The sequence below is a fragment of the Amycolatopsis sp. NPDC059235 genome (assembly GCF_042754125.1).
GTDB classification, from domain to species: Bacteria; Actinomycetota; Actinomycetes; order Mycobacteriales; family Pseudonocardiaceae; genus Amycolatopsis; species Amycolatopsis albidoflava.
Genome location: NZ_JBHZAG010000062.1, coordinates 24,140 through 44,041, shown reverse-complemented (window position 1 = coordinate 44,041; position 19,902 = coordinate 24,140). Strand labels below are relative to the sequence as shown.

The following is a 19,902-nucleotide window of genomic DNA, read 5'->3' as shown; positions in this document are numbered from 1 at the left end:
ATGTCGCCAGCCAATCACCGGCGGATCCGGAGAACGGCGCCCGTGCTTGCCGCGCTGGCCTTGACGGCGGGCGTGTTCACCGTCGCCAAGCCGCCGGCCGTCACCGCACAGGACCGGGCCGCGGCCGCCGCCAGGGTCAAGTTCACGCAGCTGCCGATCGCTTTCCCCGCGGGCTACCGTCCCGATCGCACCGTGCGCCAGGTCAACCCCGCCTACCAGCACATCCAGGCGTGGATCTCGTCGGTCGGAGCCGGGGCGGCGATGAACGACCTCGACGGCGACGGGCTGCCGAACGACCTCTGCCTCGTCGACCCGCGGTCCGATCAGGTCGTCGTGACCCCGGCCCCGGGAAGCGGGAACCGGTACGCGCCGTTCGTCCTCGACCCGGCTCCCGCCCTGCCGATGGACGACAAGATGGCTCCGATGGGCTGCGTCCCCGGCGACTTCAACGGCGACGGCCGGATGGACGTGCTCGTCTACTACTGGGGCCGGACCCCGGTGGTGTACCTCGCGAAATCCGGAGTGGACAAGCTTTCCCTCAGCGCTTACCGGCCGGTCGAGCTGGTCGCTCAGCCGTCGGGCTCCGGTCCGGGCTACCACGGCCCGCGGTGGAACAGCAACGCCGCCTCGATCGCCGACTTCGACGGCGACGGGCACCCCGACGTCTTCATCGGGAACTACTTCCCGGAATCGTCGGTGCTCGATCCGAACGGCCCGGACGACGTGGTGATGCAGCATTCCATGTCGCTGGCGCAGAACGCCGGTCGCGGCGAGGTCCTGCGCTGGAGCGGGGCCACGAACGGGCCGGACCCGACCGTGCGCTTCGACCCCCAGCCGACGGCCATCCCGCGGGACGTCGACTTCGGCTGGACGCTGTCGGCCGCCGCGGCCGACCTCGACGGGGACCTGCTGCCGGAGCTCTACATCGGCAACGATTTCGGTCCGGACCGCTTCCTGTACAACACGTCTGTTCCCGGGCGCATCCAGTTCGCGCCGGTGTACGGCGCACCGGACGCGACCACTCCGAAGTCCAAAGTGGCCGGTCACGATTCGTTCAAGGGCATGGGCGTCGACTTCGGCGACCTGCGCGGCACCGGGAAATTCGACATGTTCGTCAGCAACATCACGACCTCGTTCGGGCTCGAGGAAAGCAACCTGATGTTCCTCGACAACACCCGCGACGACGGCGAGATGCGCTCAGCCCTGCAACGGGGCAGGACGCCGATGCAGGATCACAGCTGGCCGATGGGGCTGGCCCAGAGCGGCTGGGGCTGGGACGCGAAGATGGCCGATTTCGACAACAGCGGCGACCTGTCCATCGTGCAGGCCACCGGCTTCGTCAAGGGGAAGACCAACCGGTGGGCGTGGCTGCAGGAACTCGCCATGACCAACGACGAACTGCTGGCGGACCCGTCCTTCTGGCCGAATTTCCCGGCGGGCTCGGACATCGCGGGCGACCAGCACCTCGCCTTCTACGCCAAGCAGGGCGGCGACCACTACGTGGACATCAGCCAGGACATCGGGCTCGGGGCGCCGTCGCCCACCCGGGGCTTCGGGATCGGCGACACCACCGGGCACGGCGCGCAGGACCTGGTGATCGCCCGCCAGTGGGAGGCTCCTTCCTTCTACCGCAACGACAATCCGACCGGGAACAAGTTCGTAGGGCTGCGCCTGTACCTGCCCACGGACGCCGGGGCCGGCTCAGCCGGGGATCTGCGCGGCCCTGGTACGCCCGCGATCGGCGCGCAGGTCCGGATCACCACCGCGGACGGCCGGGTGCACCTGAGCCAGGTGGACGGCGGAAGCGGCCATTCAGGCAAGCGCAGCTTCGACGTGTTCACCGGTCTCGGCACGTCGGCCGCCCCGGTCAGTGCCCAGCTGCGCTGGCGCGACAAGGGCGGTGTGATCCACGACCAGACGATGCGGATCAGCCCGGGCTGGCACGACATGCTGCTCGGCGCGCAGGCCAAGGAGGTACCGGTCCGATGACGGAAATCGCGAACCGGGGCTCGATCGCTCCGCCGGGAAACGCTCCGGCGATCGAGCCGGACGGGACTACGGCGGCGAGCGCGACGCGCGTCGAAGCTCCTTCCGCGGGCCCGGCTCCCGCGCCGGCGCCCCCCGCGGCGGGACCCGACAAGCGTTATCTGGCACTGCGCAACTTCGCCGTCTCCATCTCGGTGCTCAACGTGCTCGGGTACACCGTGCTGGGATTCGAGCAGCCCTGGCTGTGGCCGATCCTCGCGGTGGCCGCCGGATACGTCACCGATCTGGTGCTGGAGACCGTCTCGGCGTGGGCCTACCACCGCCGTCCCGGCTATCTCGGCGGACCGCGCAAGATGGTCGAATTCCTGTTGCCGGCGCATATCACGGCGCTCGCCTGCAACATGCTGGTCTACGCGAACTCCCTGCTGTGGCCGGTGCTGTTCACCGTGGTCGTGGCCGTCGGCCAGAAATACGTGCTCCGCACGATGATCCGCGGCCGGATGCGGCACTTCATGAATCCGTCCAACTTCGGCATCACGGTGTCGCTGCTGTTGTTCTCCTGGATCAGCATCGCGCCGCCGTACGAGTTCACCGAGTACGCGGGCGGCTTCTTCCGGTGGGTGATCCCCGGCCTGATCCTGGTCGCGGGCACGGCGATCAACGGAATGCTGACCGGCAAGCTGCCGCTCATCGCGGGCTGGGTGCTGTCCTTCGCCGCGCAGGCGCTGCTGCGGCACTGGTTCTTCGACGCGGCACTGGTCTCCGCGCTGGCGGTGATGACCGGGGTGGCGTTCATTCTCTTCACCAACTACATGATCACCGACCCCGGAACGACGCCGGTCCTGCCGCGCCACCAATTCGTGTTCGGGGCCAGTGTCGGACTCGTCTACGGGATTCTGATGGTGTTCAACGTGGTCTACACGCTGTTCTTCGCCGTCACCGTCGTCTGTCTCCTCCGCGGGCTCGGCTGGACCGTGGTGTCGTATCGGCGGCACGCCCGGCAGCGCGCGGCAGCCCTCACCGAAGGAACCGCGTCATGACCGCACACCGAGACCGGATCGCCATCGTGGGCATGGCCTGCCACTACCCGGACGCCGCGTCGCCCGCCGAACTCTGGGAAAACGTGCTGAGCCAGCGGCGGGCCTTCCGGCCGCTGCCCGACGAGCGGATGCGCTCGGCCGACTACTACTCCGGCGACCGGTCGGCTCCCGACCGGTTCTACTGCCGCAACGCCGCGGTGATCGAGGGCTACGAGTTCGACCGGGTCGGTTTCCACGTGCCCGGCCGCACCTACCGGTCGACCGACCTCACGCACTGGCTCGCACTCGACGTCGCGTCCCGGGCGCTCGCGGACGCGGGATTCCCGGAGGGAGCGGGTCTCCCGGCGGAAACCACCTGCGTGGTCGTGGGCAACACGCTCACCGGCGAGTTCGCCCGCGCCAACCTGATGCGGCTGCGCTGGCCGTATGTCCGGCGGACCGTCGGCGCGACGCTGCGGGAGCAGGGCTGGACCGGACCGCGACTCGAGGAGTTCCTGAACCGGCTGGAACAGCAGTACAAAGAACCCTTTCCCCCGATCGACGAGGACACGCTCGCGGGCGGGCTGTCCAATACGATCGCCGGCCGGATCTGCAACCACTACGACCTGCGGGCCGGCGGGTACACAGTGGACGGTGCGTGCTCGTCCTCGCTGCTGTCGGTCGTCACCGCCTGCCGGGGGCTGGTCTCCGGCGACTTCGACGTCGCCCTCGCGGGCGGCGTGGACCTCAGCATCGACCCGTTCGAGATCGTCGGATTCGCCAAGACCGGCGCGGTGACCGCGACCGACATGCGGGTCTACGACAGGGAATCGTCCGGGTTCTGGCCGGGCGAGGGCTGCGGCATGGTCGTGCTGATGCGGGAGGAGGACGCGGCGGCCCGCGGCCTTCGGCCCTACGGGCTGCTCGCGGGATGGGGCGTCTCGTCCGACGGCCGGGGCGGGATCACCCGCCCGATGATCGACGGCTACCGGCTGGCGATGCGGCGGGCCTACGCGATCGCGGGGTTCGGCCCGGACACCGTCGAACTGTTCGAAGGGCACAGCACCGGCACGAAGGTCGGCGACGACGTGGAACTCGGCGCGCTGTCGCTGGAGCGCGGCGCGGGCGGGACCGCGCCCTCGCCCGCGGCCGTCGGCAGCATCAAGGCGTTGATCGGCCACACCAAGGCCGCGTGCGGGGTCGCCGGGCTGATCAAAGCGGCGATGGCGGTGCGGTCGCGGATCATCCCGCCGACCGCGGGCTGCCTCGATCCGCACGAAGCGCTGACCGGTGAACGGCCCATGCTGCGGGTGACCGACACCGGCGAGCCGTGGCCGGAGGACCGCCCGGTGCGGGCGGGCGTGACCTCGATGGGGTTCGGCGGGATCAACACGCACGTCGTGCTGGAGGCGGCGCACTCGGCGCGGGCGCCGGAGCCGATGCCGGAACGCGCGTCGATCCTCGTCCGGTCGGCCCAGGACAGCGAACTCCTGCTGTTCGGCGGAGCCGACCTGGCCGAACTGCGCGAGCGGGCAGCGAAGGTCGCCGCGATCGCGGCGAGGTTGTCCTTCGCCGAACTGGGCGACCTCGCCGCGGTCTTGCACGGCGAAGCCGGCGGCCGGTGGCGCGCGGCGGTGGCGGTGTCCTCTCCTGAGAGCGCGGCGGCCGGGCTCGCCCTGCTTCTGTCCGAAATAGACAGCGGCGGCTCCCGGGTGCTGAACCCGCGCCAGGGCGTCTTTCTCGGCGAGACCGGCCGGGCGGGCCGGATCGGTTTCCTTTTCCCCGGCCAGGGATCGGACCGCGGCGGCGCGGGCGGCGCGGTGCGCCGCCGGTTCCCCGAGCTGGTCGGCGAGCTCTACCGCGATCCGGCCCGGTGCTCGGCCGATCACGTGGACACCGCGCACGCGCAGCCCCGGATCGTCACGAGTTCGCTGGCCGGGCTGCGGCTGCTCGCCGCGCTCGGCATCGAAGCGCGGGTGGCGCTCGGCCACAGCCTCGGCGAACTCACCGCCCTGCACTGGGCGGGCAGCTACGACGAGGAGACTCTTCTGCGCGTGGCGACCGTGCGCGGCCGCGCGATGAGCGAACTGGGGCAGTCAGGCGGCGCGATGGCCGGCGTGGCCGCCTCAGCGGACCAGGTGCTGCCGCTGCTGACCGGCGAGCCCGTGGTCATCGCCGGCTACAACGGTCCCGCGCAGACTGTCGTGTCCGGTCCTGGCGACGCGGTGCGCCGGGTCGGGACGCGCGCTCGGCGGCAAGGCCTGGCGTTCACGCCGCTGCCGGTTTCGCACGCCTTCCACTCGCCGCTGGTCGAACCGGCTGCAGAAACGCTCGCCGAGCACCTGTCCGGGGAATGGCTGACCGCGCCCGCCAAGACCGTCTTGTCCACGGTGACCGGGGCCCCGCTGGACGGCGGAACCGACATCGTGGACCTGCTGCGGGACCAGGTCTCCTTGCCGGTGCGGTTCACCGAGGCAGTCCGGCTCGCGGCGGCCGAAACGGACCTGCTGCTCGAGGTCGGGCCGGGGCACACGCTGAGCGGACTGGCCGAGGCGGCGGCGGACGTGCCCGCTATCGCGCTCGACGTCGACAGCCCGTCGCTGAGCGGGCTGCATCGCGCCGTGGGCGCGGCGATCGCGCTAGGGGTGCCGGTGCGGACCGGGATGCTGTTCGACGGACGGTTCACGAAGCCGTTCGATCCGGACCGGCCGCTGCGGTTCTTCGCGAATCCCTGCGAAGCCGCGCCGGAGTTCGGCAGCACCGGCGACGCGGGCCCGATCGAGGCCGGACCGGCCGACGCCGCCGCGATCCCGGCACCGGAAGCTGCGGGCGACCCCGGCGAGATCGCCGAGGAAGCGGCGGAGACCCCGAGCAGCGTCGATGTGCTCCGGCAGCTCATCGCCGACCGGACGGAACTGCCCCTGGAAGCGGTCAGGGCGGACGGCAGGCCGTTGGACGATCTGCACCTGAGTTCGATCACGGTGGGGCAGATAGTCAGCGAGGCCGCGCGGGAACTCGGCCGGACCAGCGTCGCTCCCCCGTCCAGCTTCGCCACTGCCACGGTCGCCGAGCTGGCCACCGCGCTCGACGAACTCGCCCTCAGTCCCGCTGCCGACGGCGACCGCGAGGTGGTGGCCGGGGTATCGCAGTGGGTCCGGCCGTTTGCGGTCTCCATGGAGACGACCGCGCCAGTGGCCCGGCCGCCCGCCGGCAACGGCGAACGGGCCGAATGGCAGTTGTTCGCACCGGACGGGCACGAGTTCGCCGAGCCGCTGCGCGAGGCTCTCGAAACAGCCGGATTGGGCAAAGGCGTCCTGGTCTGCCTGCCGGCCGGGCAGGAGGACGACGGACTCGACCTGCTGCTGGCCGCCGCGAAGGCAGCCCTCGCCGAGCCCGCGGACAGCCGGTTCGTGCTCGTCCAATGCGGCTGGGGCGCGGCGGCCTTCGCGAAGACCCTCGTGCTGGAGGACCCGCGCATCCTCACGACCGTGGTCGACCTCCCGCCCGGCCCGGACGCCGTGGAGCTGACCGTCGCCGAGGTCGCCGCGACCCGCCGCTTCGCCGAAGTGCGTTACGCCGGCGGCGTCCGGCAGGTGCCGGTGCTCAAGCGGCTGGACGCTCCGTCGGCGACGGAGCTGCCCCTCGGCCCGGACAGCGTGCTGCTGGTCACCGGCGGCGGTCGCGGGATCACCGCGGAGTGCGCGTTCGCGCTGGCGGCCGATTCCGGGGCGAGCCTGGCGCTGCTGGGCCGTGCGGATCCGGCGCAGGACGCCGAACTCGCGGCGAACCTCGAACGCCTGGACGCGGCCGGCGTGCGCTATCGCTACGTGCGCGCCGACGTCACCGTGCCCGAGCAGGTCGCCGCGGCGGTCGCCGAATTCGGCACAGCGCTCGGCGATGTGACGGCGGTGCTCCACGGTGCCGGCCGCAATGTGCCGCGTCCGCTGTCCGCGTTGGACGAGGAGGCGTTCCGCGCCACCGTGCGGCCGAAGGTGGACGGTCTGCGCGCCGTGCTGGCCGCGGTGGATCCGGCCCGGCTGACGCTGCTGGTCACGTTCGGCAGCGTCATCGGCCGGGCAGGCCTGGCCGGCCAGGCCGACTATGCGACGGCCAACGAGTGGATGTCCGCCTTGACTGTCCGGTTCGGACAGGAAAACCCCGGTTGCACCTGCCTGGCGATCGAATGGTCGGTGTGGTCCGGGGTCGGGATGGGCGAGAAGCTGGGCGCGGTGGATTCGCTGCTGCGGCAAGGGATCACACCGATCTCGACCGACACCGGGGTGGCCGTCCTGCGGCGGTTGGCCGCCGATCCGGCGAGCCCGGCGGTCACGGTGGTCTCCGGGCGGCTCGACGGGATGCCGACGGTCCAGCTGGAGCACGAGGAACTGCCGTTGTGGCGCTTCACCGACCGGGCCTTGGTCCATTACCCGGGAATCGAGGTGGTGACCGAGGCCGAGCTGAGTTCCGCAGCCGACCCCTATCTCGACGACCACCTCCTCGACGGCAGCCTGTTGTTCCCGGCCGTACTGGGACTGGAAGCGATGACGCAGGCGGCAATGGCCGCCGCCGGCGCGCCGGACGTCTGCACGTGGGAGAACGTCGAGTTCCTGCGGCCGGTCACCGTGCCGCCGGACGGTGCCACCACCATCCGGATCGCCGCACTGGTACGGGATTCGAGCACTGTCGACACGGTCGTGCGCAGCAGCGAGACCGGCTTCCTGACCGATCACTTCCGGGCCACCTGCCGGCTCGCCGTCCCACCGCCGGGGCCCGGCCCGGCGCATCCCGGCGCCGGCCGCGGTGCCGAAGCTCCGCCTGCCGTGCCGATCGATCCGGACAGCCAGCTCTACGGCAGCCTGTTCTTCCAGGGCAAGCGTTTCCAGCGGGTGCGCGGCTACCGCGCGCTGGCGGCGCGGGGATGCGTCGCCGAACTGGCTGTGCAGGACAGGAAAGACTGGTTCGGCATGTTCCTGCCGGAGGACCTCGTCCTCGGCGACCCAGGGGTGCGGGACGCGCTCATGCACGCTGTCCAATGCTGCGTGCCGGACGCCACCTTGCTCCCGGTGGGGATCGAACGCCTGTGGCACACGCGGCCGCGCATCGGACAGGACACGTTGTCGCTCTACGCCAAGGAACGCAGCCGCGACGGCGACACCTACCTGTACGACGTGGAGCTGCACGACAGCGAAGGCCGGGTGGTCGAGCGCTGGGACGGCCTGCAGCTGCGTGCGGTGCGCAAGCAGGACGGGACGGGACCGTGGCTTCCGCCCCTGGTGGGCCCGTACCTCGAACGCAGGCTGCCCGAGGTGCTGGGCTGCGCGCCCATGGCCGTGTCGGTCGAGCCGGAAGGCGCCGGCGAGCGGGCGGAGGCAGGAGCCCGGGCCGCCGGACGGGCACTCGGCCGCGCGGTGCGGGTCCGGCACCGGCCCGACGGCAAACCCGAGATTCCCGGCGTCAGCGGAGTTTCGCTCGCGCACGGAGCCGGGGTCGCGCTGGCGGTGCTCGGCGACGGGCCGCTCGGCTGCGATGTCGAACCGGTCGCCGAGCGGTCCGCCGCGGACTGGGCGGGACTGCTGGGCCCGGACCGGCACCGGCTGGCCGAACTGGTGGCCCGGGAGACCGGCGAGCCGGAATCCCTGGCCGCGACCAGAGTCTGGAGTGCGCTCGAGTGCCTGGTGAAAGCGGGCCGCGCGGTCGACGAACCGCTGGTGCTCGACGCCGGAGCGCCGCCCGGCTGGGTGCTGTTCGCCGCCGGTCCGCTTCGGGTGGCGACTTTCCGCACTGTGCTGGCCGACCCCGCGCGGCCCGTCGTGTTCGCCGCCGCGGCGAACCGCGCAGCGATATCCGACACGGCAGGACCGGGAGCGCGACGATGAGCGATTTTTTCGAGTACCACCACGTGGTCGGCTTCGAGGAGACCAATCTGGTCGGCAACGTGTACTACGTCAATTTCCTGCGCTGGCAGGGCCGTTGCCGCGAAATGTTCTTGCGGGACAAGGCGCCTGAGGTGCTGGACGACCTGCGGGACGGGCTCAAGCTGTTCACCCTCCGCTGCGAATGCGACTACCTGGCGGAGATCACCGCGTTCGACGAACTGGCGATCCGGCTGCGGCTGCACGAGCTGACCCAGACACAGATCCTGTTCGGCTTCGACTACATCCGGCTCGACAACGGACTGGAGCAGCTGGTGGCGACCGGCAGGCAACGGGTGGCGTGCATGCGGTCGGGGGCAGGCGGCGTCGCTCCGGTACGGGTGCCGCCCGCCCTGCGCCGGGCGCTGGAGCCGTATCAGGCCGCCGCGGAGACGCGGCTGGCCGCGGCGGCCGGAGGCGGGTCGTGACCGGAGGTCTTCCCGGGCAGCAGGAGCTGAGAGCGGTGCTGGGCCGGTTCGCCACCGGCGTGGTGGTGGTGTCCGCGGCCGGAGCCCTTCCGCACGGGATGACCTGCAACGCGTTCACCTCGGTTTCGCTCGATCCGCCGCTGGTGCTCGTGTGCGTGGCCCGGACAGCCCGGATGCACCGGGTGCTCCGCCAGGCGCGGGCGTTCGGGGTGTCGGTGCTCGGCTCGGACCAGGACCAGACCGCGCGGTACTTCGCCAGCTCCCGGCGCCCGGTCGGGCCGGCGCAGTTCGAAGCCGTCGGCTGGACGGCGGGGCCGCGGACCGGCGCGCCTCTGCTCGCTGGCGCGCTGGCCTCGCTGGAATGCGAGGTGACCGCGGAATATCCGGGCGGCGATCACACGATTTTCCTTGCCGGGGTCCTCGCCGCCGCCGCCGGACCGGGCGAACCGCTGCTGTTCTCCGGCGGCCGGCTCGGGCCGCCGCGGCCTGCCGCGGCGGCCGTGCCCGCGGGAAAGCCCCGATGAGCCCGGCGGCTCCCGGCCTGCCCCCGCTGGCCGGGCCGGGACGCTGGCGGGCGCTCGCCGCGGCGGGCCGGGACCGCCTGGGGCTCATGCGCGCCCTGGCGGCCGAAGGCGACGCGATGCGGTTCCGGATGGGGCCGAAAACGATGTACTTCTTCAACCATCCCGACCACGCGAAGCACGTCCTGCGGGACAACCACGCCAACTACCGCAAGGGAATCGGGCTCGTCGAATCGCGCCGAGCGCTCGGCAACGGACTGCTCACCAGCGACGGCGCGCTGTGGAAGAGCCAGCGCCGGGTGGTGCAGCCGTTGTTCCACGGCACCCGGATAGCCGGGCTGGCCGGCGCGGTGGCCGAGGAGGCCGACCATCTCGTGAACCGCTGGCAGCGGCGGGACAACGACGCGCCGGCGGACATGGTGTCGGAGATGACCCGGTTCACCTTGAGCGTGCTCGGCCGGGTCCTGCTCGACACCGATCTGCGGCCGTACGCGGGCATCGAACCGGCCTTCGCCGCGGTGCAGGAGCAGGCCATGTTCGAGATGATCACGCTGGGTTCGGTGCCGCAGTGGCTGCCGCTGCCCGGCCAGCTGCGGTTCCGGCGCGCCCAGCGCGAACTGGGGAGGACCGTCACGGCGCTGACCGCCGAGCGAGAGCACGACCGCGGCGAGGACCTGGTGTCCAGGCTGCTCGACGCCGCCGACGCGGCGGAAGATCCGGCGGCGGCGCGGCGGCGGCTGCGCGACGAACTCGTGACGCTGCTGCTCGCCGGGCACGAAACCACGTCCAGCACGCTCGCGTGGACGTGGCTGATGGTCGGGCGTCATCCGGAGGTCGGAGACCGGCTGTGCGAGGAGGCGCGGCGGGTGCTGGGCGACCGGCGGGCCACCAGCGACGATCTCGCCCGTCTCACCTACACCACGGCCGTGATCGAGGAGGTCATGCGGCTGTGGCCGCCGGTATGGATCCTGCCGCGCCGCGCGATTGCCGGCGACGAGATCGGCGGGCTGGCGGTGCCGGCCGGCGCCGACACCTTGATCTGCACGTACACCTTGCACCGCCACCCGGGGTTCTGGCGGTCGCCCGACCGGTTCGACCCGGACCGGTTCACCGGGTGCCGTCCCGAGCGGGAGCGGTACGCCTACCTGCCGTTCGGGGCAGGCCCGCGGGCGTGCGTCGGCTCGACGCTGGGAATGCTGGAGGCGGTGCTGTGCGTGGCGACCGTCATCCGGCGGTTCCGGCCGACGCCGGCGGACGGCTACCGCGACCGGGCACAGGCGAACCTCTCCCTGCGCGTGCGCGGAGAACTGCCGATGACACTGAACGAATTCTCCGGAGGACTGCGATGAACGACATCGACGGACGGGCCAGGGAACTGCATCTCAACCTGTTCCTGCTGGGCTCGGAGGACTACAGCGGAGCGTGGCGGCATCCGCGGTGCACCGGCGACCCGGTGAACTCGGTGCCCTTCCTGACCGGCCTCGCGCGCTGCGCCGAGGAAGCGCGGCTCGATTCGGTGTTCCTCGCCGACTCGCTCGCGGTCGGCGAGTCGTTCGAGTACAGCGCCCCGCAGGAGTACGAGCCGATGACCATGCTCGCCGCGCTGGCCGCGGCGACCGAGCGGATCGGCCTTGTCGGCACCGCGTCGACCGGGCACACCGAGCCTTACAACCTGGCCAGGATGTTCAGTTCGCTGGACCACATCAGCGGCGGCCGGGCGGGCTGGAACATCGTGACCACCGCCGCCGAACGCTCGGCGCAGAACTTCGGCCAGACCGCGCTGGAGGACCACGACCTGCGCTACGAGCGCGCCGAGGACTTCGTCGCCGCGGTCCGCGCCCTGTGGGACGGCTGGGCCGAGGGAGCGCTGATCCGCGACCGGACGAGCGGCCGGTACGTCGACCCGGCACTCGTGCGCGAATTCGCCCACGAGGGACCGTTCTACCGGGTCCGAGGGCCGCTCAACCTGCCCCGCTCCCCGCAGGGCCGCCCGCTCCTGGCGCAGGCGGGATCGTCAGAGGCCGGCAAGGCGTTCGCCGCCCGGCACGCCGAGGTCGTCTTCACCGCACAGCCCGCCTTCGAGCCCGCCGCCGCGTTCTACCGCGACGTGAAACGGCAGGCGGCCGCTGCCGGCCGGACCGCGGAGGACGTCGTCGTGCTGCCGGGCATCAGCCCGGTGCTCGGGTCCACCGAGGCCGAGGCCCGGCGGCTGGCCGCGGAACTCGCGGAGCTGGTCGTGCCGGAGACGTTGCTGGGGCGGCTTTCCCTAGTGCTCGGCGTCGACCTCAGCACCCGTCCGCTCGACGAACCGCTGGACGCGCTGCCTCCGCTGGACCAGGTGCAGACCTACCAGAGCCGGTCGGTGCTGATGCGCGCGGTGATCGAGAAGGAGAAGCCGACGCTGCGCCAACTGCTGGCGAAAGTCGGCGGCAGCCGGGGGCACCTCGCCGTAGTGGGCACCCCGGAGCGGGTAGCCGACGAAATCCAGCGCTGGTACCTCAACGGGGCCGCCGACGGGTTCAACGTCTTTCCGTCTCTGCTGCCCGCGGGTTTCCGCGACTTCGCCGAGCAGGTCGTCCCGCTGTTGCGCGAGCGCGGCTTGTTCCGGCACGAGTACACCGGCCGGACCCTGTGCGACCACTACGGCGTTCGGCGCGGGCGTGAACCGGAACGGTACAGCCGCACCGGCTGACGCTCCGCGGAAGACGCGAGCCCGCACTTTCCCGGGGAAAGTGCGGGCTCCTCAGTTTCGGGTCAGCGTGCGGCGAAACGAATGGCTTCGTCCCGGATGCGGCTCCGCCACAGCTGATGGTCCTCGGCGCGGGCGCCCGCGTGTTCGAGGCCGGCCCTGGCCCGCACCGACCAGGATGCGGCTTCGGCGAGTTCGACGCCGGCGAGGGCTTTCACCACGGACTGGACGTCCTCGGTTTCCAGACCGGCGCGAGTCAGCACTTCGGCGGCGAATGCGGTGCCCTGCACCAGGTGCGGCACATGCTCGCCGGCCAGCTCGGGCAGCCAGCCGAGGTCCTCCGGCGCACAGCCGCCCGCCACTGTCGCGGCGAAACCGACGCCGCTCCAGAGATCTCCGTGGTGGTGGCGGGGAAAGCTGCGGATGCGGCCGGCGATGCTTTCCGGTTCGGTGCTTTCGATGAACCAGACCGCGCGGCCGACGCCTTGGTGCCGGATCGCGCAGCGCACGCCGCAAGCCCGCCGGTGCCTGGCCAGTTCCCGCACGCGCGCGTCGTCGCCGAGCGCGCCGATCGCGAATCCCCAGCCGTCGAAGGCGAGCCAGCGCAGCAACGGGTCGAGGACGCCGAGCCCGGCCCAGCCGCGCCACCTCAGCTTGCCCATGGCGAAGCCGGCGCCGATGTGGACGAAGTGGCGGTAGCGGTCGCCTTCCGCGGCCAGCAGCTCGCGCGTCCGGCGGCCCCGCGACAGCGTCAGCATGTCCAGCAGGACGGCGGCCATCGCGCCGCCCTCGACGGCGAATCCCCGTTCCGCGGCGGGGATAACCAGCCGCCGGAGCGCGGAGACCGGATCCGAGGCCGCCACGGCCGCGTTGTAGCCGCCCAGAAAAGCCTGCGAATGGGCGCCGAGCACTGTCCTGACGTCCGGCCTCCCCGGCCGGTAGCCCCGGCTGGGGAAGTCGAGCGCACTGGGCTTGATGATGAGTTTTTCGCTCAGTAGCAAGGTTTCCTCCTCGGCAGTCGTCGCCCCGATTCTCGTCGCCCGCCGCCGCGCCGGGCTTCTCGGACGTTGCTCAGCCCCATACCGGGAAGTTGAGCCGCCAGACCACGCTCCCGCCGGCCGCACTGGCGCCGCGAAGGTCCATCCCGGCCTTCCACCCGGGCAGACGCACTCAACCACACCTGCGGCACCGCCTTGCCGTGCCGATCATCGCTCATCCGGCCACGGCCGAATGACTTCGCTGCAACGGTTACGTGCTGCTTCAGGGTCGGCCTGTTGTGGTCGGATGAGCAAGTTCCCGACATCGTTGCTCAGCCCGCGTCCGGCAGGCCGAGCACGCACACCGCCGCGACCGATTCAGCTGGTCCGGAACCGGGGCAACGCAGCCGCGCCGAAAGCTCCGTCGCCGCCAGCCACCCCGAGTTTCCGCCCAGTGGCAAGGCTTCCTCCACCGCCGTCCTCGCCCGGCCGCCACCGCTGCTCAGCGCGCGTCTGACGGATCCGCACTCGCCTTGGGCTCCGGCTCAGGCGCGGGCTCCGCGACCGCAGGCTTCGCCGCCGGCCGCGTCAGCGCGGCCGCCCCGGCGAGTACGCACACCGCTATCACGACGACCCAGCCAGTGCGGAACCGCGGCAACGCGGCTGCATCGAGGGAACTGTTGCCGCCGAGCACACTGACCAGCACCGCGATTCCCAGCACGGTGCCCACCTGCCTGGCCATCTGGATGATCGCGGAGCCGGTCGCGAACCGGTTGGCCGGCAGCACGGTCGCCGCCGTGCCGATCAGGGCGGGCAGGGTGAGGCCGACGCCGACTCCGGTCAGCATCATCCCGGGCAGCACCTGCGCGAAGTACTGGGGCTCCACCGGATCCGCCCAGAGCGTCCAGCAGACGATCCCGGCCGCGAAAGCCACGATTCCGAGCACCGCGACCTTGACTGTACCGCCGAGGCGTTTCGCCAGCGGAGTGACAGCGAAGGCCAGGATCGGCACCATCAACGGCCCCGGCGCGACCGCGAAGCCGGTCAGCATCGACGAGTAGCCGAGAACCTGTTGGCACCAAAGCACAATCGACAGCAGCATCATGGCGAACGCCACGGTGAAGAGGGTCGCGGCCACCGTCGGCGCGGCGAACCCGCGCACGCGCAGCAGCGACGTTTCGATCACCGGGGCCGGATGCCGGTTCGACTGGAGGACGAGCAGCACGACCGCCGCGACCGTCACCGCCGCGGAGATCAGGAAGGCGGCCGAACCCCAGCCCCAGTCGCCCACCTTCACCAGTGCGAGCGCCAGCGCGCCGACGGCCAGCGTCAGCAGCGCGGCTCCGACGAGATCCGGCTTCGGCCCGCCCTCCTTGGATTCGGTCTTCGGCAGCACCCGCAGGCCAGCGGTCAGGCAGACGACGCCCACCGGGACGTTGATCAGGAAGATCCAGCGCCAATCGGCCTGGGTGAGCACGCCGCCCAGCAGGGGGCCAAGCGCGGCCGCCGCCCCGCCGACCGCCGTCCAGGCGCGCACCATCGGCTGCCGCCGTTCGGGCGGGGTAGCCGCCAGCAGCAGGGCCAGCGAGGTCGGTACCAGCAGGGCGGCCCCCGCCGCCTGGAGCACCCTGGCCCCGATCAGCCAGCCGACCGACGGGCACAGCGCGCACAGCGCGGAGGCGCCGGTGAACACGACGATGCCCAGCAGGAAACCGGACCGGTGGCCGAGCCGGTCGGCGACCCGGCCGAACGGCACCAGCAACGCGGCGAACGCGATGGCGTACCCGTTGAGAACCCACGAAAGCGTCCCCAGCGAACTGTTCCGGAAGTCGTGGCCGATCGCCGGCAGCGCGACGTTGACCACGAACAGGTCGAGGTTCGACATCCCGACCGCGGACGCCACGACCGCGAAGACCACGCCGGGACGGACAGCCCGCGGCAGTAGATTTGATTCTCCAACCATCATGCGGTGGAGGCTATCGCCGCGGGCAATCTGTGGCAACCTTGAGGAATGTCGCTTTCGCAGCCCTTGGCCTTCGACTGGTCCGCGATGCCCGGCCGGCCGTGTTCGGTCGCGGCCGCCCTGCAGCTGCTGGGGGAGAAGTGGGCACTGCTGGCCATTCGCGAGATCAGCTACGGCAACCGGCGCTTCGGGGAGATCGCCCGCAACACCGGCGCCCCGCGCGACCGGCTGAGCGCGCGCCTGCGCGGCCTGGAAGAAGCCGGGATCGTCGAACGCCGCCGATACCTCGAGCGCCCGGAGCGCTTCGAGTACTGGCTCACCGAGTCCGGGCGCGACCTCACCCCGGTGCTGCACTCGCTGCTCCGGTGGGGCGACAAGTGGCTCGCGGAAGACCCGCCGGTCACCTTCGTGCACGAATGCGGGCACGAGCTGGATGTCGTTACCGTCTGCCGGCACTGCGGCGAGGAGGCCGCCCGGCAGGACGTCACGCTCAAGGTCAACGCGCCGGGCTGGACCCGATCCGGTCCGGCGGAGTGACCTCGCCGGACGCCGCCGGGAGCGCCCGCAGGAGCCAATGGTCGTCGGAACCGGGCAGTTTGTCCCTCCCCGCAAGAGAAAAGCCGCTGGCAGCGAGCAGCTCGGCGAACTCCCCCGCGGTCCGTTCCCTTCCGCCGATCATGGTGGGCATGTTGAGCAGATTCCGCACCATCAGCGGGTCGCGCGCCGACGGCAGCCGCGCCGGCATGACGCGTTCGACGAGCACCAGCGTGCCGTCGTCCCGCATCGCGCGGCGGCACGAGGCGAGCAGCCGTCTCGCGTCTTCGTCGCTCCAGTCGTGCACGATGCTCTTGAGCAGATAGAGGTCCGCAGCCGGCACGCGGTCGAAGAAATCCGCGACCACGATTTCGCACCGGTCGGCCACCCCTGCCCCGGCGAGCACCTCGGGAGCGTCCCGTAGGCCGTGCTCGGTGTCGACGAGAACGCCGCTCAAGCCCGGAAGCAGCCGCAGAATCCCGGCGAGCAGGGTCCCGTTGCCGCCCCCGACGTCGGCGACTGTCGCGACCCCGGCGAAATCGCAGCCTTCGACCACCCCGGCGGAAAGGGCAGCGGTCTCCTCGGCCATCGCCCGGTGGAAGATCCGCGCGGTTTCCGGGTGCCGCGCGCAGTACTCGAACGCACCCATCCCGTGCCGGGCCGCGAAAGCCGTCGTTCCGGCGCGGACGCTTTCCCGCAGACCCGACCAGGCCTGCCACACCGGCTCGGAGCAGTACAGCAGCACCGAATCCCGGGCCGAGCCCGGCACCTCCGACCGCAGCGCCTCGCCGACCTCGGTCAGGGAGTACCGACCCTGCTCGTCCTGGCTCAGCACCTCGCAAGCGACGAGAGCGCGCAGCAGCCGGTCCATCGACGCGACGTCGCTGTCGTCGCACGCCCGCGCGAGCCGGACGCGATCGAGCGGCCCGTCGGCCAGCAGGTCCGCGATGCCCAGCTGCGCCGCCGCGTGAACCGCCTGCGAGGACATGTAGCCCACCGCTGTCGCGAGCAATCTGCTTCGAGCCGATCCGTCCGCCACGGCGACACCCCTTCCCGGTCGTTTCCCCTCGGACTTTCCCACGCGCGCGCGTGGGAACGCTTCTCCGAGATTGCTCTCGCGCGCACTTTTCCCATAATCTCGCGCGCACTCTCTCGCGCGCTTTTCCCAGCCCGGATTTCCATTGCGCAGAATGACATCTCCACTCTACAGTTAATTGTCTTTCCAGTATCGGAGATCACTTCGAGGAGCACCGATGGACAACGAACCACGGGTGTTGACCGAACGCAGGGGCCATGTTTTCGTCATGACCCTGAACCGGGCCGCCAAACGCAACGCGTTCGACGAGAAGATGTTCCGCGCGCTGTGCGAGGCGTACACCGAACTGGAGTCCGACCCGGAACTGCGGTGCGGCCTGCTGCTCGGCGACGGTCCGCATTTCACCGCGGGCGCGGATCTGGGCGACGTCGCGTTCAAGATCATGGACGGGGTGCAGTTGCTCGATCCCGCGCTCGTCAATCCGTGGAACACCGGCGGGCAGGAGCGCGAGACACCGGTGGTGGCCGGGGTCCACGGCCGCTGCTTCACGCTGGGCATCGAACTGCTGCTCGCCGCCGACGTGCGGATCGCCGACGAGACCGCGCGTTTCGCCCAGACCGAGGTGAAGGGCGGGATCCTGCCCTTCGGGGGAGCCACTTCGCGGTTCGTCGGCGCCGCGGGCTGGGGCAACGCGATGCGCTGGATGCTGACCGGCGACGACTTCGGAGCCGAGGAGGCTCTCCGGATGGGCCTGCTGCAAGAGGTCACGCCCGCGGGCAGCCACCGCGCCCGCGCGCTGGAGCTGGCCGAACGGATCGCCGCGCAGGCGCCGCTGGGCGTGCGCGCGACCATGCGGTCGGCGGCGCTGGCCGTGCGCCGAGGCGCGGACGCCTGCCACGCGGAACTGGCAAGCGAAATCCAGAAATTGCTCGTCACCGAGGATGCCCGGATCGGCATGACCGCTTTTCTCAGCCGCACCGAACCGGAATTCCTCGGCCGCTGACCGTTTTCACTGACCCGGCCACAAACAGGCCGGCCCTGAAGCGGCACGCAACCGTTGCGGCGAAGTCATTCGGCCGTGGCGGCGGTCGGATCAGTCATGATCGGCACAGCATGCCCGGGCCGGGCGGCGGAGGTCCGCTGCCCGGCCCGGTTCCGTTTCCTCCGCTCGCCCGGTTTCCGCCGTTCACGAAACCGGGACCGGTTCGGCCGCTTTTCGCGCCACCCGGTAGCGGTAGCCAAGGTAAACGGAAGTGACCGCGCAGGCGGCGGCCAGCACGGCGATCGCCGCCAGCACGTCCGAAAGCGACGAAACCAGCCCGGCGATCAGCAGCGGGCCGAGCAGCCCGCCGATCCGGTTGAAGAACGACACCCGGCCGGTCGCGCGGCTGCGCGCCTCGCCGCCCGCCAGGTCCGCCGTGATCGGCAGGAAGATCGCCGCCATCGCGTTCACCGAGAACAACGCGGCCACCAGCGACGCGGAAACCAGCCACGGCACCGTGTCCGCCGCGCCGGACACGGCGAGCACGAACAGCAGCGCGGCGGTGACCAATGCCAGTCCCGCCGACACCCACACCGGGCCGATCCGGAGGTAGAGCAGCGCCGCGACGCCTGCGAACGGCACCATCGCCAACGCGGCGATCACGAGCATCCCGTTGGCGGCGCTCGCGCTGGCCTGGCCCGCCCGCGCCAGGGTCGGGACCCACGTTGTCAGGCCGAACGTGACCAGCCCGACCAGGACGGCGTAGCCGTACTGGGTCCACCGGGTCAGTGCCCGGCGCGCGACCGCGAACGCGGGGCGCGCTTGTTCCGCGAGATCCGCGGTCCGGAGGTCGGGCATCAGCGGGGTCAGCAACGCCAGCGCGATCCCGGTCGGAACGCCGATGAGCCACAGGATGCGCCAGCCGAACACCGGTTCGAGCCACAGTGCCGAACCGGAAGCCACGAGGTATCCGGCGGCAGTGGCGAGAGCCGACAGTGCGATCGTGAGCGGACCGCGGACCCCTCCGCCCAGCAGGTCGCCGAGCGAGGTGATCAGCAGCGGCGCGAGGCCGCCGACCGCGAGACCCATCAAGGCGCACATGACCAGGTTGCCCGCGAAGGTGGGCATCGAACCGCAGGCCCCGGTGACTGCGAACCCAAGCGTCGCGACGAGGTAGGCGTTCCGGCGGCCGAGGCGGTCGGCCAGCACCCCGAAGACGAGCGCTCCGAGCGCCGTTCCGGCCAGTCCCGCCACCGCCAGCGTCGATGCTGTCCGCGCGCTGAGCCCGTATTCCGCGCGCATCCCCGGGATCACGAAGCCCAGGGTGGACGTCTTGCTGATGTCAATCGTCAGCGCCGCCGTGACGGTGACGACAGCCAGCAGCCGGGCGCGCCGGGAAAGCGCCGCCCGCGGCGAGGAACGCCGCGCGCCCGCCATCGCCGCGCCGAGGCCGGCGATCAGCACTCCGGCCAACGCGACGAACATCTCGGGCATCTCGCCCAGCGGCATCCCGCGCAGCAGTCGGTCCCCGGCCATCCCATCCGGCGGCATCCCGTCCGAGGACATCGACAGGTCGCGCACGAAACCGAACACGGCGGCGACCGCGGCGACCGCGGCGCCGGCCAGCATCACGCCGCTCGCCCGGAGTCTGTGGTAAGGCATGCTCATCGACGAAAGCTCCTTTCAACCGGCAGGCAGACCGCCGTCGCCGAGGCCCCCACCGCCGCGGCCGGCCTTTCCTGGATAACAGCAACCGCGCGCCGGTCACTACCGCGTGATTGCTCACTTCGGCGCACGACGCCGTTCCGGGCCAGGCGGTGGGCCGGGAGCGGAAAAGCAGGTCGGATCAGCCCAG

General features: G+C 71.4%; 13 protein-coding genes. 9 read left to right on the top strand and 4 right to left on the bottom strand.

Translation table 11 applies throughout. From position 1 onward, the window contains the following. Genes ACFXI3_RS32195 through ACFXI3_RS32165 form a run of 7 tightly spaced genes read left to right on the top strand, consistent with a single transcriptional unit; the run spans position 1 to position 12,558 of the window. The gene (locus ACFXI3_RS32195) at positions 1–1,989 is read left to right on the top strand and encodes a CRTAC1 family protein (RefSeq protein WP_378404635.1); all 1,989 of its coding nucleotides are present in this window, start codon (positions 1–3) and stop codon (positions 1,987–1,989) included. Then, on the top strand, positions 1,986–3,026 hold the full coding sequence (locus ACFXI3_RS32190) for an enediyne biosynthesis protein (RefSeq protein ID WP_378404634.1): 1,041 nt from the start codon (positions 1,986–1,988) through the stop codon (positions 3,024–3,026). The genes ACFXI3_RS32195 and ACFXI3_RS32190 overlap by 4 nt, the downstream gene beginning before the upstream one ends. Beyond that, positions 3,023–8,881, top strand: a complete 5,859-nt coding sequence (locus tag ACFXI3_RS32185) for an SDR family NAD(P)-dependent oxidoreductase (RefSeq protein WP_378404632.1) — start codon at positions 3,023–3,025, stop codon at positions 8,879–8,881. Before ACFXI3_RS32190 ends, ACFXI3_RS32185 begins: the two co-directional genes overlap by 4 nt. Then, entirely contained in the window at positions 8,878–9,345 is a 468-nt protein-coding gene (locus tag ACFXI3_RS32180; protein ID WP_378404630.1) for an acyl-CoA thioesterase, read from the top strand. The genes ACFXI3_RS32185 and ACFXI3_RS32180 overlap by 4 nt, the downstream gene beginning before the upstream one ends. Further along, positions 9,342–9,869 carry a flavin reductase family protein gene (locus ACFXI3_RS32175; protein ID WP_378404628.1) on the top strand — a complete coding sequence of 176 codons (528 nt, stop codon included), beginning with the start codon at positions 9,342–9,344 and terminating at the stop codon, positions 9,867–9,869. The genes ACFXI3_RS32180 and ACFXI3_RS32175 overlap by 4 nt, the downstream gene beginning before the upstream one ends. After that, entirely contained in the window at positions 9,866–11,215 is a 1,350-nt protein-coding gene (locus tag ACFXI3_RS32170; RefSeq protein WP_378404626.1) for a cytochrome P450, read from the top strand. The genes ACFXI3_RS32175 and ACFXI3_RS32170 overlap by 4 nt, the downstream gene beginning before the upstream one ends. Continuing rightward, positions 11,212–12,558: an LLM class flavin-dependent oxidoreductase gene (locus ACFXI3_RS32165; protein WP_378404624.1), complete on the top strand. Its 1,347-nt coding sequence runs from the start codon at positions 11,212–11,214 to the stop codon at positions 12,556–12,558. Before ACFXI3_RS32170 ends, ACFXI3_RS32165 begins: the two co-directional genes overlap by 4 nt. 62 nt (positions 12,559–12,620) lie before the next feature. On the opposite strand, the gene ACFXI3_RS32160 is transcribed toward ACFXI3_RS32165, so the two are convergent. Continuing rightward, positions 12,621–13,556 carry a DUF1702 family protein gene (locus tag ACFXI3_RS32160; protein WP_378404623.1) on the bottom strand — a complete coding sequence of 312 codons (936 nt, stop codon included), beginning with the start codon at positions 13,554–13,556 and terminating at the stop codon, positions 12,621–12,623. Positions 13,557–14,034: 478 nt separating this feature from the next. Further along, entirely contained in the window at positions 14,035–15,450 is a 1,416-nt protein-coding gene (locus ACFXI3_RS32155) for an MFS transporter (RefSeq protein ID WP_378404621.1), read from the bottom strand. 93 nt (positions 15,451–15,543) lie between these two features. Between ACFXI3_RS32155 and ACFXI3_RS32150 the strand changes: the two genes are divergently transcribed. Then, the gene (locus ACFXI3_RS32150) at positions 15,544–16,032 is read left to right on the top strand and encodes a winged helix-turn-helix transcriptional regulator (protein WP_378404619.1); all 489 of its coding nucleotides are present in this window, start codon (positions 15,544–15,546) and stop codon (positions 16,030–16,032) included. Here the strand turns inward: ACFXI3_RS32150 and ACFXI3_RS32145 are convergent. Continuing rightward, on the bottom strand, positions 15,992–17,068 hold the full coding sequence (locus tag ACFXI3_RS32145) for a methyltransferase (RefSeq protein WP_378404617.1): 1,077 nt from the start codon (positions 17,066–17,068) through the stop codon (positions 15,992–15,994). The two genes, ACFXI3_RS32150 and ACFXI3_RS32145, sit on opposite strands and share 41 nt — an antisense overlap. A 214-nt stretch (positions 17,069–17,282) precedes the next feature. Here ACFXI3_RS32145 and ACFXI3_RS32140 point away from each other — a divergent pair, with 214 nt between their 5' ends. Then, positions 17,283–18,068: a crotonase/enoyl-CoA hydratase family protein gene (locus ACFXI3_RS32140; RefSeq protein WP_378404615.1), complete on the top strand. Its 786-nt coding sequence runs from the start codon at positions 17,283–17,285 to the stop codon at positions 18,066–18,068. Between the two features lie 183 nt (positions 18,069–18,251). On the opposite strand, the gene ACFXI3_RS32135 is transcribed toward ACFXI3_RS32140, so the two are convergent. Next, complete coding sequence (locus ACFXI3_RS32135; protein WP_378404613.1) at positions 18,252–19,715, bottom strand: MFS transporter; 1,464 nt, start codon at positions 19,713–19,715, stop codon at positions 18,252–18,254. Between the last annotated feature and the right edge of the window lie 187 nt (positions 19,716–19,902).